10 protein-coding genes and 1 tRNA gene are annotated in these 14,123 nt (G+C 46.3%); 7 read left to right on the top strand and 4 right to left on the bottom strand.

Going from position 1 to position 14,123, the window contains the following annotated elements:
• Positions 1-72: 72 nt before the first annotated feature.
• On the top strand, positions 73-1,314 hold the full coding sequence (locus HXT44_RS06000; RefSeq protein ID WP_004109242.1) for a UDP-galactopyranose/dTDP-fucopyranose mutase family protein: 1,242 nt from the start codon (positions 73-75) through the stop codon (positions 1,312-1,314).
• 278 nt (positions 1,315-1,592) lie between these two features.
• Positions 1,593-1,677 (top strand) — tRNA-Ser (locus HXT44_RS05995).
• Between the two features lie 133 nt (positions 1,678-1,810).
• Here HXT44_RS05995 and rfbB read toward each other — a convergent pair.
• Positions 1,811-2,902 (bottom strand): dTDP-glucose 4,6-dehydratase, encoded by a 1,092-nt coding sequence (gene rfbB / locus HXT44_RS05990; RefSeq protein ID WP_421782801.1) that lies wholly within the window; start codon positions 2,900-2,902, stop codon positions 1,811-1,813.
• A gap of 248 nt (positions 2,903-3,150) precedes the next feature.
• Here rfbB and HXT44_RS05985 point away from each other — a divergent pair, with 248 nt between their 5' ends.
• The 4 genes from HXT44_RS05985 to HXT44_RS05970 all read left to right on the top strand — a co-directional run bounded on the left by HXT44_RS05985 (position 3,151) and on the right by HXT44_RS05970 (position 7,231).
• Positions 3,151-4,227 carry a DMT family transporter gene (locus tag HXT44_RS05985; RefSeq protein WP_012914451.1) on the top strand — a complete coding sequence of 359 codons (1,077 nt, stop codon included), beginning with the start codon at positions 3,151-3,153 and terminating at the stop codon, positions 4,225-4,227.
• A gap of 117 nt (positions 4,228-4,344) precedes the next feature.
• Positions 4,345-5,358, top strand: a complete 1,014-nt coding sequence (locus tag HXT44_RS05980) for a ribose-phosphate diphosphokinase (protein ID WP_012914450.1) — start codon at positions 4,345-4,347, stop codon at positions 5,356-5,358.
• A gap of 131 nt (positions 5,359-5,489) precedes the next feature.
• Complete coding sequence (locus HXT44_RS05975; protein ID WP_102155642.1) at positions 5,490-5,828, top strand: ACT domain-containing protein; 339 nt, start codon at positions 5,490-5,492, stop codon at positions 5,826-5,828.
• Positions 5,829-5,866: 38 nt separating this feature from the next.
• A complete protein-coding gene (locus HXT44_RS05970; RefSeq protein ID WP_103013910.1) occupies positions 5,867-7,231 on the top strand; it encodes a PFL family protein in 1,365 nt (454 codons plus the stop codon).
• 259 nt (positions 7,232-7,490) lie between these two features.
• Here the strand turns inward: HXT44_RS05970 and HXT44_RS05965 are convergent, their stop codons facing one another.
• From HXT44_RS05965 to HXT44_RS05955, 3 genes are all read right to left on the bottom strand, one after another.
• Positions 7,491-8,300 (bottom strand): hypothetical protein, encoded by an 810-nt coding sequence (locus HXT44_RS05965; protein ID WP_219705480.1) that lies wholly within the window; start codon positions 8,298-8,300, stop codon positions 7,491-7,493.
• Positions 8,301-8,414: 114 nt separating this feature from the next.
• Positions 8,415-9,410, bottom strand: coding sequence for an A/G-specific adenine glycosylase (locus HXT44_RS05960; protein ID WP_421777283.1), 996 nt, complete (start codon positions 9,408-9,410; stop codon positions 8,415-8,417).
• Between the two features lie 33 nt (positions 9,411-9,443).
• On the bottom strand, positions 9,444-10,133 hold the full coding sequence (locus HXT44_RS05955) for a tRNA (cytidine(34)-2'-O)-methyltransferase (protein ID WP_012914445.1): 690 nt from the start codon (positions 10,131-10,133) through the stop codon (positions 9,444-9,446).
• 417 nt (positions 10,134-10,550) lie between these two features.
• Between HXT44_RS05955 and rpoB the strand changes: the two genes are divergently transcribed.
• Positions 10,551-14,099 carry a DNA-directed RNA polymerase subunit beta gene (rpoB, locus tag HXT44_RS05950; protein ID WP_032835542.1) on the top strand — a complete coding sequence of 1,183 codons (3,549 nt, stop codon included), beginning with the start codon at positions 10,551-10,553 and terminating at the stop codon, positions 14,097-14,099.
• The last annotated feature ends 24 nt before the right edge of the window (positions 14,100-14,123 follow it).

The raw sequence follows: 14,123 nt of genomic DNA, 5'->3' as shown, positions 1-14,123 counted from the left end.
AACTGGAATAGCTTAATAACGGGAATATATAAAGCATAATTTCAAAATAGACGTATCTTATAAAGGAATAAAATGTACGAAAAAGCAAAATCAGCAACTTACCCAGATTTAGTAGTTGTTGGAGCAGGATTGTTCGGCTTAACTGTAGCTCAGCAAGCAGTGGAGCATACGGGCGCTCGCGTTGAAATTATTGACGTTCGAAATCACATCGGTGGAAACGCTTACTCGTATTTTGACGAGCGCACAGGAATCGAAATTCACAAGTACGGAGCGCATCTTTTCCACACAAGCAACAAGCGCGTGTGGGATTATGTGAATCGTTTTACGTCGTTTACTAACTACGTACATCGCGTGTACGCAACGCACGACGGCGAAGTGTATCCGCTGCCAATCAACTTGGGTACAATTAACCAGTTCTTCCACGCGCACTACACGCCAGAGGAAGCAAAGGCTTTGATTGCAAGCCAAGCGGGGGAGTTGGCTGGCAAAGATCCGCAAAATTTGAACGATAAGGGCATTAGCTTAATTGGTCGTCCGCTTTATGAAGCGTTTATTAAAAACTACACGGCAAAGCAGTGGCAGACGGATCCTTCCGAGCTTCCTGCTGGAATTATTAAGCGCTTGCCTGTGAGATTTAACTATAATAATCGCTACTTTAAGGACACTTGGGAAGGCTTGCCTACGGACGGCTACACGGCTTGGATGCAGCGCATGATTGACGATCCGCGTATTCACGTTTCGCTTGGTGTAGACTTCTTCGACGAATCTCAGCCGTTTAATAAGCGCGCGCTGGCGGAAGCTGGAGTGCCGGTTGTTTATACCGGTCCGGTTGATAGGTATTTTGACTACGCTCTTGGCGAGTTGAAGTGGAGGACTGTGGACTTTAAGGAAGTGCGTTACGAGGAGAGTGACCACTTTGGCTGCCCAGTTATGAACTATTCGGATGCTGACGTGCCGTTTACGCGCGCGATTGAGTTTAAGAACTTTAATCCAGAGCGCGAGGAAGTTGGCGGAGAGGCTAGTGGCGATGCTGACGATTGCGCAACTTTCGTGCCGAGCAAAAGCGTGAAAGCTGGGGAAACTGTGGTTTGGCAGGAGTATTCGCGAGCTGCTAGTCGAGAAGATGAGCCGTACTATCCTGTGAATACTGAGGCAGACAAAGCCTTGTACGCGCGCTATGCGGAGCTTGCTGCGGCTGAGCCTCGCACAGTTTTCGGCGGTCGCTTGGGAACTTACAGCTATTACGACATGCACAACGTAATCGACATGGCTTTGCGCGCTTACGAATCTCAAGTAGCGCCGTTGCTGGCTTAGGTGGTTTGGTGGGCGTTCTTGCGATTAGCCGCCGCGCGCGTAACCTGAAAGCACGTAACCTGAGCGCGCGCTAAAACGGCAATCAGGGACACGGATGCAGTTTGCTGACTGCGCGAGTGTCCTAAAACAAGCAAAATTCGACCCTAATGTAGAACGCAATCTGCGCGAGTGTCCCCAAAAAGGTTGTCGGCGCGCGCGAGTTTGCAATATCCGCGATTCGTGGTATTCTATTTAAGTTGTTTGCTTGGCAAGCAGTTTGATTGCTAAGTTAGCAGTTTGGAGAATTCGCCTAGTGGTCTATGGCGCACGCTTGGAAAGCGTGTTGGTGTAACAGCCTCACGAGTTCGAATCTCGTATTCTCCGCGCCTAGGGTTTCTAGCCAATCGCTAGAAGCCCTTTTTTCATGCCGAAAACCCGATTGCCGCTTACTCGACGTCGCGCATGTTACGCTCTAATCACTCATGCAGGTCGTCGAGCGCAATTTCGTCACGCAAATTCAGTGCCCTAATTCAGCGTAATGCTGCTCGACTTGCGCTTTAATAGGCTTCCATAAATCAGTGTGAGAGTCGTACCACGATATTGTTTCTTGCAATTCTTGCTTCAAATTATCGTGCTTAGGCTCCCATTTTAATTGTGTTCGAATTTTCGTAGTATCTAGTGCGTAACGCCTATCCTCGCCTATTCTGGGATTTACATACGTTATATTTGATTCTGGCACGCCCATGAGTTGCATCAAAATCCGCAAAATATTTATGTTGTTAACTTCACAGTTAGCGCCAATATTATATGTTTCACCGATTGTTCCACGCGTTAGAACATGCCATATTGCGTCGCAATTATCTTCAACGTGAATCCAATCGCGTATCGAATCTCCTACGCCGTACAATTTTGCTGGCATATTGCACATAATATTTGTAATTTGGCGAGGAATAAACTTTTCAATATGCTGTCGTGGCCCGTAATTATTGCTGCTATTCGAAATAGTTGCGCGCAAACCGTAAGTTCTACACCATGCTTTTACCAAGAGATCGCCTGTAGCTTTGCTTGCAGAATATGGACTAGATGGACAATATGGGCTTGACTCGTCGAATTTAAGCACGCTGTCAATAGGAAAATCTCCGTAAATTTCATCGGTGCTTACTTGATGGAAGCGAATATTATATTTGTGTGCGAATTTAATGAGTGTATGCGTTCCTAAAATATTTGTGCTTATAAACGGGTCAGAAAACTCGATTGCATTATCGTTGTGTGATTCTGCAGCAAAATTTACGATTGCGTCTATAGCAGGAAGTGTTGTTCCTTCTGCAGTTTTAATTGGATTATGCGGATCTAATAGCTGATCAACTATATTTTCGTCTCGAATATCTCCGCGAATAAAAGCGTATCGGTTGTTTGCAAAATCTTGAGGTAAGTCGTAAAGATTTGCCATATTCCCAGCGTAAGTAAGCAAATCAAGTACCGTAACAGCAACCGTTACATGATATTTAGCTATGTAATGCACAAAATTAGATCCAATAAAGCCTGCGCCGCCAGTAACTAAAATGTGGTGTGGTTGAAAAATATTACTGTTTGATGCGTAGTTGTGCATGTTTCCGCCTTCATATGACTAGTGCGTTGGTTTATGGCTTAAGTCACGTTGTTATTTTGGTTTATTTCGTTGATTTTATTGTTTAATGCGCGCGTTTTGAATTGTAATTTTTTAATACTATACATTTCTTTCGTGTGTGCAAGTAGAGTATGTTTTTCTAAAGTGTTGTTTACCAGCAAATTAGTTGAGTAGATGTGCAATAATTACTGCATGTTTGCTTGTTTTGGGGATGCGAGGTGAATCTAATAATGGTTAAGTTTTCTTGGCGTAGCAGTGCGCATGATTTGGATTCATCAAATATTGATTCCTCTTCAACAAAAAAGCAACAATCTTCAAAATTGCAATCAACAGGTTCAAAGACTTTTGACACATCAAAATCTGCAACAAAAGCAATCGAAGGTACTCCAAATAAACCTAATCCAGCGTTAAATCATTCTACAAACGCTATTCTTGTAGGAATATTTTTAACTCTTTTAGGTGGCGCATTTTGGGGTGCAAACGCAACAGTTTCGAAAATCCTCATGTCGACGTATCGCGTATCTCCTTTGCAAATCGCTTGCGTTCGTCAAATTGCTGCTGGCATGTTATTTGTCATTACTGCTGCAGCTTGCACTCCTAAGCAGTTAAGTGGTGCTGTGAAAACTGGTCGCACGTGGATTTCGATGGCGGTTACAGGCGTAGTTTGCGTGCTTCTTACGCAAGTTTCGTACTTGTGCACAATCGACTGGACTAATTCCGGCACTGCAACTGTGCTTCAGAGCCTTAATCTTCTGTTCGTGCTGGTTTACGCATGCTTGCACACGCGCCGCGTGCCAACTATGCGCGAAACTATTGGAGTTGTGCTAGCTTTTGCAGGAACTGCTTTAATGGCTACAGGTGGTAATCTTTCTTCACTGTCTTTGCCTGTTATGGGTTTGCTTTGGGGTCTTGCAGATGCTGCGTCTACAGCGGCGCTTGCTATTATGCCTGTGAAATTGATTGCAAAATGGGGAAATCTGACTGTTAATGGCATTACGTTTATTATTTCTGGTTGTATTATGCTCCCGTTTGTGCGACCGTGGGAAACGATGCCTGCATTAGATTTGCGCGCTATGCTGCTTTTTACTTTTACTGTTATTGCTGGAACTTTTGGAGCATATTGGCTGTTCTTAGAGGGCATTATGCGAGTAGGCTCTGTTCGTGGCACTTTGCTTGGAGCTAGCGAGCCTGTTACTGCTGCAATTACTGCTGTTATGTTTACTGGAGCTGTTTTTTCATGGGCAGATTTTGTGGGATTCGGGCTTATTTTCGTAATGATGATTTTGCTTTGCAAGCGTAGTTCTTAATGATTTTAAAGTAACGCGCTAAAATAAAACGCTTGTTGTGTCGTACGAGGCGCACAAGCTGCTAAAATAGAAAGCGACTATGTCGCGCAACACCAGTTTGCAAACGGGAAGGCAATTATGTCAACAATTCTTGAAGGCAATCCAAAAAAGCAGATGATGTTAGTTACGGGTCGCGCATACCCAGAACTTGCTAATGAGACTGCACAGTATCTTGGTATTGATGTGCTTGAGACTACTGCCTACGATTTTGCGAATGGCGAAATGTATGTGCGCTTTACTCAGCCTGTTCGTGGTTCGGATGTGTTTGTGCTTCAGGCACACACGAATCCTATTAACAATTGGATTATGGAACAGCTGCTTATGGTCGATTCTTTGCGACGCGCATCTGCTCGCAGTATTAACGTGGTTGCACCGTTCTTTGGATATTCTCGCCAAGATAAGAAGCATCAGGGACGTGAGCCTATTACTGCTCGACTCATGTTTGACTTATTCCGCGCTGCTGGTGCCACGCGCATTTTGACTGTTGACATGCACGCAACTCAGGAGCAGGGTTTCTTTGACGGGCCTGTTGACCATTTGACTGCGATGCCTGTGCTTATTGATTATGTGCGAAACTCTATGAAGCTCGATAATGCAACTATTGTGTCTCCTGATGCTGGTCGCATCAAAGTCTCTGAGCAATGGGCTGCAAAACTCGGAGATTTACCTCTTGCTTTTATTCATAAAACGCGCGATATTACGCGCCCTAACCATGCTGAAGCTCACGGCATCATTGGTGAGATTAAAGGACGCGATTGCATTGTTGTAGACGATATGATCGATACTGCTGGCACTATTTGCGAAGCTGTACGTACTTTGCGTGAGGCTGGAGCAAAATCTGTTACTTTGGTTGCAACGCATGCTTTGCTTTCTGGACCTGCTGTTGAGCGTTTGAAAGCTGCTGGAGTTCGCGAGATTATTGTGACGGATACAGTTCCTGTGCCTGAAGAGAAGCGTCTTGATAATATGACGGTTCTTTCGATTGCGCCGCTTCTTGCTGCTGGCATTCGTTCCGTGTTCCGCTCTGGATCGCTTGTGTCGCTTCGCAATGCACTTCCGGAAGATATGAAGCAGCATAATATTTACGCATAAAAAATGTATAAAAGCGCATAAAGCGCATAAAAACGTATGATGTGTAAAATTGAAACAAATAACCGCATAATTTGCGTTAATGCATAAACTTTATGCATTAACATGCGGGTTCAAAACGGCAGGAGGCAAATATGGTCGCCAATAACACAACAGCAGTTGCAGAGAATAATGAATCGCAAGAAGCGTTGCAATCTGATGCTTTCAGGGCGATTATTACCGTTGTCGGCTGCGATACCGTTGGTATTATTGCAAAAGTTACTTCACATGCTGCCGAGCATAATGTAAATATTTTGAATATTTCTCAAACAATTGTCGACGGATTCTTCAACATGATGATGATTGTTGACGTGTCTACTGTTGATTGCGAATTTGGCAATTTTGCTGCAGGATTAGAAACGCTAGGAGACGAAATTGGCGTGCGTATTCGCTGCCAGCGTAGCAATATTTTCACTGCAATGCACAGAATCTAAAATCCGCAGCAATCTAAGTAAACGTAAGGAAGTGCATAATGCTCAACCTGATGGAAGTAAGCGAAACTAATTCGATGATTGAGCAAGAACAGCTCGACGTTCGCACAATCACCATGGGAATCAACCTACTAGATTGCGCTTGCGAAAACGTGCAGGACGTTTGTTGTAAAGTTGAAGCAAAAATCACACGTCTTGCGAAAGATTTAGTAAAAACCGGTAACGATATTTCGCGCGACTACGGAATTCCAATTGTAAACAAGCGAATTACTGTAACTCCGATTTCGCTTGTTGGAGCGTCATCTTGTAAAAAGTCTGAAGATTTTGTGCAAATTGCGCACGCATTAGACAGAGCAGCACACACTGTTGGAGTTGATTTAATTGGTGGGTATTCTGCGCTTCCTGCAAAGTCGATGACTGCAGCAGACCGCATGCTTATTGAGTCGCTTCCGCAAGCCTTAAGCGAGACGGAAATTGTGTGCTCGTCTGTGAATGTTGGCTCAACACGAACCGGTATAGACATGGATTGCGTAGAGCTGCTCGGACGTACGATTAAAAAGATTGCTGAAGCTACAGCTGGAAACGATTCTTACGGTTGCGTTAAATTCGTGGCTTTTTGCAATGCTCCGGACGACAATCCGTTCATGGCAGGCGGCTTCCATGGTGTAACTGAAGGCGATGCTGTGATCAATGTTGGCGTGTCTGGTCCTGGCGTTGTTTCGAGTGCACTCGATGCTGCTAGAGGAAAAGACTTTGCTTTTCTGTGCGAAACTATTAAACGCACTGCGTTTAAAATTACTCGCGTAGGTCAGTTGGTTGCGCAAGAGGCTTCTCGCAGGCTTGGTGTGCCGTTTGGAATTATAGACTTGTCGCTTGCTCCAACTCCTGCAGTTGGCGATTCTGTTGGCGAAGTGCTTGAGAAAATCGGTTTGGATCAGGTTGGTGCTCCCGGCACAACTGCAGCGCTCGCTATGCTGAACGATCAAGTTAAGAAGGGCGGCATTATGGCAAGTAGCTATGTTGGCGGTCTTTCTGGAGCGTTTATACCCGTTTCGGAAGATGCAAATATGATTGCTGCTGCGAAGTCTGGCTGCTTGACTATTGAAAAGCTTGAAGCAATGACTTGCGTTTGCTCAGTCGGTCTTGACATGATTGCAATTCCTGGAAACACTTCCGCTGCAACGATTTCTGGCATGATTGCGGATGAATCTGCAATCGGCATGATTAATCAAAAAACTACCGCTGTGCGAATTATTCCAGTAATTGGAAAAGGTGTAGGCGAAATGGCGAACTTCGGCGGATTAATGGGATATGCGCCGATTATGCCAGTAAACCAAACAAGCTGCGAAGCTTTCGTAACTCGCGGTGGACGTATTCCTGCCCCGGTACACAGCTTCAAGAATTAGCGTGCGCTTTGACCGAGCTTGAAATCACAGGATTTCAAGCTCCTTCAAAGCGGAAACTCGCTTAAGTTGGAAGTCCGGGGGACTTCCAACGCGAGTTTCGTAGCGAGCGCGTTACCCGCGCGAGCGTCACCGTTTTTTCGTTACTGGTGCAGTCGTCAGCGCAAATGCCGGAGAACATGCGCGCAATTGGGGACTTACACCCCACATAAGTCCACAAAAACGAGCGCAGCGCTTCGGCAGGTCGTCGCACGCATAAATCCTACTGCACATTAATGATCACTGGCTCGCTGTGAAGCCCTGGCACGCGCTTATGCTCAAGCCGCGCAACGTATGTGCCGCGATCCACCTTCGGTAAATCGTCATCTGCAACACAGCCTTTTCCGACGGTAGTATTGGTATTCCAAGTGATTTTCTTTTCGAAATGATCACCCTTCGCCATAAGCAGCGGCTTTAATGCAGTGTCACAACTATCAGAACGCCATACTGCATGTGATAAGTAGTCAACGCTCTTACTTGCGTCTTTAAAGTCTTTGTTGTCTTTATTATCTTTCTTTTTATTATCTTTAGTTTCTTGCTTACCTTGCGTAACTTCTTCACTACTATTAATAGTTAGAACAGCATTCATATCCGATGCGTCAATAAGGCAAGAAGAGTTTCCTTCGTGCACAAATCGTTCTGTCAACTCAACACTACCGCCCATAGGAACAGTTTGTGACTTAGTAGAAAGCTCAAGACGAATATCTTTATCGGTGCAATGAGGTGTTAATCCAACAGGACGGGGGTCTGGCACTGAATGACGAACAATGGTAACTTCATGACCAGCAATCGCTTTACTAATAGCGGCAATACCCTTGCTCAAGCTAATAACACAAAATATTGCCAACATAATCAAAAGCAACAAAGCAATACCGACAACAATTCTGCGACGACGATACATTCTTCGTTTTGCTGCGCTCATGTTACGTACGGTCTTACGCACGGGTTTGCGCATCGGGTTGCGAACCGATGTTGCACTCGCATTGCGATGCGGCTCACGTGGTGACGTAGTTGGCATTGACATATTTACCATTGTAATACATAAGTCGATGAGATGAACTGTACTCACTACACAAGGTAGACTCTCATACAAAGTAATTAAGCTGTTAATTAAAGAGTTACAAAAGCAGCGTAATGAGTTAGTTACTTAAGGTAATGCTAAAGTGCCATCTGGCAATATAGTGATAAGACTGTCATGATCGAGCGAAGCAATGCATTCGCCAAGTTGTGTTTGATTCGACCATAAATTATTGATCTCGCAACGTTGCAATACCTGCTGTTTTTTATGTGCTTCACGCAATGCCTGCAAAATAATGCCGCGCACTTGCCGATTAGTGCCGGCAAAATGCTGCTGGGGGCGGGTATGGCGGCCAAGACCTGGAAATCCAGCAGCTTTGAAACGGCACCATGTTTGCAAAGGACATGCAGTGCATTGCGGAGATCGTGCTGTGCAAATGGTAGCACCAATTTCCATAATTGCCTGATTCCAAACGGATGAAGTGCAGGTAGTGTTGGTGGTGTTAGTAGCGTTAGCAGTGGCAGCAGTAACATGGTTATCTTCTGGCAATACTGCGGCAGCAAGCTCGCGGTCAGATTGCGTTGTGCTGCCACCATGCGATTCAGTTCCAGTAAAAGCGCGCATAAGTACGCGGCGAATATTTGTATCAATCACCGCAATGTGCTTGCCATAAGCAAAGCTGAGTATTGCACTTGCTGTGTAATCGCCTACACCTGGCAAGGCAATAAGTTCTTCATAGGTGCATGGCAGCTTATTGCGATATCTTGTTGCTACAACTTGAGCACAAGATTGTAAACGTAACGCGCGTCGAGGGTAGCCGAGGCGACCCCAAGCTGTAATAATTTCAGCACTCGTAGCGTGAGCTAGTGATTGTGCATCTGGCCAAGTTTGCATCCAAGTGAGCCAATAGGGTACAACACGGCTCATTTGCGTTTGCTGGCTCATTACTTCACACACAAGCACACCCCAAGGGGTAGTGTGCCCAAACCTCCAAGGCAAATCGCGTGCACAACTATGCCAAAAAAGTGCAACATTATCGCGCGTAAGTGTTGCCAATTCGCGCAATGACTGAGAAGTTTCTTCGGTGAGATGTTCTTCGGGGAGAGATTGTGAATCTTGTTGCATGCTTAATTATGTAAACGTCGTATACTTTTGTGATTACTTTCCGCCTGTAAAACCGAGTTGCCTCCATGCTTCATACACTGCAATAGAAGCGCAATTTGTAAGATTCAAACTACGAAGTGACGGGCGCATAGGAAGACGCACCTGCTCTGCCACGTGCGGGCCTGCCATAACATCCATTGGATCAGGAATATCTCCTGGTTCTGGTCCAAAAAGCAGAATATCGTTCGGCTTATATTCAATTTCAGTGTAAAGTTTCGTAGCATTCGCAGTAAACGCAATAATTCGCGAATTTGGCATTGACTCAACTAAATTCTCAAAATTCGGGTGCAAAACAACGTGAGCCATATCGTGATAATCCAAGCCTGCGCGACGTAATTTAGTATCGTGCAAATTAAAACCAAGCGGCTCAACCAAATGCAAAATAGTGCCAGTTACAGCGCAAAGTCGAATCGCGGAACCTGTATTTCCTGGAATACGAGGGGAGTAGAAGCAAAGGTGAGGAGTGTGCGTTTCTGCGCGCGCTGCGTCGTCGGCGCTGAGCATTGCGTCCATAACGCTAATCGGATTTCCGTGAGCGTCGGTTACAAGCTCGTCTGGTCCATAATTTGATTTGCGGTAGCCGTACTCGTACATTTGCTCTACGCGGCTTGCTGCTGCTTTGTGTGCTTCTGTTTGCTTTTCGGTTTTGGCTGCTGCTTCTTGCGTATTCTCGCTGTTATTCATGCTATTCCTTAGCTTTTTAAGTATCTTTACGTAACTTCGTAATCGTAACGTATTTAGTTTACTCGCAACTTGCACATTATGTTTTATTGTTTTGGGAAACATTTTCCGTGTAGTTTTCTCGCGTTTGGAGGGTTTGGGGTTGCGTATCGCTCCAAACGCGCGCAACTTTTCCGGCGTTTATTGTCGGTTTTTATTGGCGTGGTGATAGCGGCGAAAAGTCTTTAGTTTTTGGTAAAGTAGAGGTTCTGTGTAAGGTGTGTCATATAGCGGGCATGCTCATGGAACCGAAGAAGGCGCCCGCGCATCGCAACTTGCTTATTTGGCAGTTTCGTTTGCCGCGATTTTCTTTAGTTTTTCAAAGATTAAATAGTTAACTAGCGAGTGATAAAGGAACGTCCATTGGCTGCTGAACAAGCTATGACGAGCACCACGAAAGTCATCGCACGTGCTGACGAACATGATATTAAGTTGCATAAAGCGTCAGATCGTGTGAATTTTGGCTCCATTTGTGAGCCTATTGATGTGCCATACCTCCTCGGCGTGCAAACCGACAGCTTTGATTGGTTGATCGGCTCTGAACGCTGGAAGAAGCGCGTTGCAGAAGATGAAGCAAACGGAACTCACACCGTGCCTCATGTTTCTGGTCTCGACGAAGTCTTCCAGGAGATTTCCCCAATTGAGAACTTTGCTGAGACAATGAGCCTCACATTCTCTGATCCATACTTTGAAGAGCCACGCCACACTGTGCTCGAGTGCAAGGAAAAGGATTACACCTATTCTGCTCCACTTTATGTGAATGCTGAGTTTGAAAACGGCGAAACTGGTGAAATTAAGAGCCAGACTGTTTTCATGGGTGATTTCCCATTGCAAACTCCTCACGGCACATTCATTATTGGTGGCACCGAGCGAGTAATCGTTTCGCAGCTTGTGCGCTCCCCAGGCGTGTACTTCGATCGTACACAAGATCGCACTTCCGACAAGGATGTTTTCGGTGCGAAGATTATCCCAAGCCGTGGTGCATGGTTGGAGTTTGAGATCGACAAGCGTGACGTTTTAGGCGTTCGCGTTGACCGCAAGCGTAAGCAGTCTGCAATCGTATTCCTTATGGCTATTGGCATGACGAAAGACGAAATTGCAGATGCTTTCCAAGGATACCCACTTGTTTTGGATGCGCTCGCAAAAGAGCCTATTGAAACGCAAGACGATGCACTTACCGATTTGTATCGTAAGATTCGCCCTGCAGATACTGCAACTCCAGAAGCTGGTCGCAATCTTCTCGATTCCTTCTACTTCAACACAAAGCGTTACGATTTGGCTCGAGTTGGTCGCTATAAGATCAACCGCAAGCTCGGTATTGAAGCAGATTACAGCGATCGCAGCTTGAATCGCGAAGATATTATCGCAACTATTAAGTACTTGGTAACGTTGCATTCTGGCGAAAAAACCTTCCCAGGTAAGCGCGACGGTCAAGACGTACAGTTGCGCGTTGACGTTGACGATATCGATCATTTCGGCAACCGTCGTATTCGTCAGGTTGGCGAGCTTGTGCAGAATCAGCTTCGTACCGGCTTAAGCCGCATGGAGCGTGTTGTGCGCGAACGTATGACAACTCAGGATGCAGAGGCAATTACTCCTCAGTCCTTGATTAACATTCGTCCAGTAAACGCAACTATTAAGGAATTCTTCGGAACTTCCCAGCTCAGCCAGTTTATGGATCAAAACAATCCTTTGGCAGGCGTTACGAACAAGCGTCGTCTTTCCGCACTTGGTCCTGGTGGTCTTTCTCGCGATCGCGCTTCTATGGAAGTTCGAGACGTGCACCCATCCCACTTCGGACGTATGTGCCCAATCGAATCCCCAGAAGGTCCAAACATCGGTCTTATCGGTTCTTTGGCAACCTTCGGACGCATCAATCCATTCGGCTTCATCGAAACCCCATACCGCAAGGTTGTGAATGGTCACGTAACTAACGAAGTCGAATACATGACTGCAGATCGTGAAGCTGAGCACGTTATTGCTCAAGCAAACCAGGAACTCGACGAAAACGGCAACTTCGTCGGCACTCAAGCACTTGCTCGCGTGGACGAAGAAGAAGCAGTCGATGTGCCTGTAAGCACTGTAGATTACATGGACGTTTCCCCACGTCAGATGGTTTCTCTCGGCGCTTCCTTGATTCCATTCTTGGAGCACGATGAAGGCCACCGCGCATTGATGGGTACGAACATGCAGCGTCAGGCTGTGCCGCTTATTAAGTCGGAGCGACCACTTGTTGGTACCGGTTCTGAATGGCGTGCAGCAGTTGATTCTGGCGACGTAATCTTGGCTGAAAAGCCGGGCGTAGTAACTTACGTTTCTGCAGATATTATTCGCGTTATGAACGACGATGGAACTCAGTCCAGCTATAAGCTTTCAAAGTTCCAGCGTTCTAACCAGACTACTTGCTACAACCAAGTGCCGCTTATTAAAGACGGCGAGCGCGTTGAAACTGGTACAGTTTTGGCAGACGGTCCTGCAACCGAAAAGGGCGAACTTGCATTGGGTAAGAATTTGCTCGTTGCGTTCATGCCTTGGAACGGTTACAACTACGAGGATGCTGTGATTATTTCCCAGCGTCTTGTGCAAGACGATACGCTTTCTTCTATTCACATTGAAGAATACGAAATCGACGCTCGCGAAACCAAGCTTGGTTCCGAAGAGATTACTCGTGACTTGCCAAACGTTGGCGAAGATGCGATTGCAAATCTCGACGAGCGCGGCATTATTCGTATTGGCGCTGAAGTCGAAGCTGGCGATATTTTGGTTGGTAAGGTAACTCCTAAGGGCGAAACCGAGCTTACTCCAGAAGAGCGTTTGCTCCGCGCAATCTTCGGCGAAAAGAGCCGCGAAGTGCGCGATACTTCTTTGCGCGTGCCACACGGCGAGACTGGTACTGTGATTGCAGTTAAGGAAATCACTCGTGAAGACGCTGAAGACGACGGTGACGAGCTTCCAAACGGCGTGAACCAAATGATTCGCGTTTACATTGCTCAGCATCGTAAGATTACGCAAGGCGATAAGCTTTCCGGTCGTCACGGCAACAAGGGTGTTATTTCCCGCATTTTGCCAGAAGAAGATATGCCATTCTTGGCTGATGGTACTCCAGTTGACATCATGCTTAACCCGTTGGGTGTGCCTTCTCGAATGAACTTGGGTCAGGTGCTCGAGCTTCACTTGGGTTGGATTGCTCACGCTGGCTGGGATATTAACTTGGATCCAGACTTGGAAGCAGCTTGGAAGAAGTACGTGCCGCAAGGTGCTGAGCATGGCGATCCATGCACTCCAGTTGCAACGCCAGTATTCGACGGCGTGCGACCAGAAACTTTGAAGGGCTTGCTTTCTACAACACTCGCAAATCGCGATGGTGACAAGCTTGTTGGCTCTGACGGTAAGGCAACCTTATTCGACGGTCGTACTGGTGAGCCATTCCCGAAGCCAATTTCTGTGGGCTACATGTACATTTTGAAGCTGCATCACTTGGTTGATGATAAGATTCACGCACGTTCCACTGGTCCTTACTCCATGATTACCCAGCAGCCGTTGGGTGGTAAGGCTCAGTTCGGCGGTCAGCGCTTCGGCGAAATGGAAGTGTGGGCGCTCGAGGCTTACGGTGCTGCTTACACATTGCACGAAATGATGACTACGAAGTCTGATGACGTCGACGGTCGTGTGCGCGTGTACGGTGCTATCGTCAAGGGCGATAACCTGCCACCAGCTGGCATTCCTGAATCATTCAAGGTGTTGCTTAAGGAAATGCAGTCGCTTTCGCTTAATGTTGAGGTGTTGAACGCTGAAGGCGTCGCAATCGACATGAAGGATGAAGAGGACGACCCAGTTTCATCTTCCGACGATCTTGGCTTCAATATTGGCGCTCGACCAGATTCGTCCGCCAAGGAAGATCAGATTGCTGTTGAACCTGAATACCAGTGATTCGGTAACGAACACACTTTAAGA

The sequence above is a fragment of the Gardnerella sp. DNF01198P genome, assembly GCF_049244165.1.
Classification (GTDB): Bacteria; Actinomycetota; Actinomycetes; order Actinomycetales; family Bifidobacteriaceae; genus Bifidobacterium; species Bifidobacterium swidsinskii.
The sequence above is the reverse complement of the archived record's forward strand: the minus strand, read 5'-3'. Positions and strand labels throughout refer to the sequence as shown.

Coding starts and splice junctions, on each gene's coding strand:
- HXT44_RS06000 (WP_004109242.1), top strand. CDS start 73: ATGTACGAAAAAGCAAAATCAGCAACTTACCCAGATTTAGTAGTTGTT.
- HXT44_RS05980 (WP_012914450.1), top strand. CDS start 4,345: ATGTCAACAATTCTTGAAGGCAATCCAAAAAAGCAGATGATGTTAGTT.
- rpoB (WP_032835542.1), top strand. CDS start 10,551: ATGACGAGCACCACGAAAGTCATCGCACGTGCTGACGAACATGATATT.
- HXT44_RS05975 (WP_102155642.1), top strand. CDS start 5,490: ATGGTCGCCAATAACACAACAGCAGTTGCAGAGAATAATGAATCGCAA.
- HXT44_RS05955 (WP_012914445.1), bottom strand. CDS start 10,133: ATGAATAACAGCGAGAATACGCAAGAAGCAGCAGCCAAAACCGAAAAG.
- HXT44_RS05970 (WP_103013910.1), top strand. CDS start 5,867: ATGCTCAACCTGATGGAAGTAAGCGAAACTAATTCGATGATTGAGCAA.
- HXT44_RS05965 (WP_219705480.1), bottom strand. CDS start 8,300: ATGGTAAATATGTCAATGCCAACTACGTCACCACGTGAGCCGCATCGC.
- HXT44_RS05960 (WP_421777283.1), bottom strand. CDS start 9,410: ATGCAACAAGATTCACAATCTCTCCCCGAAGAACATCTCACCGAAGAA.
- rfbB (WP_421782801.1), bottom strand. CDS start 2,902: ATGCACAACTACGCATCAAACAGTAATATTTTTCAACCACACCACATT.
- HXT44_RS05985 (WP_012914451.1), top strand. CDS start 3,151: ATGGTTAAGTTTTCTTGGCGTAGCAGTGCGCATGATTTGGATTCATCA.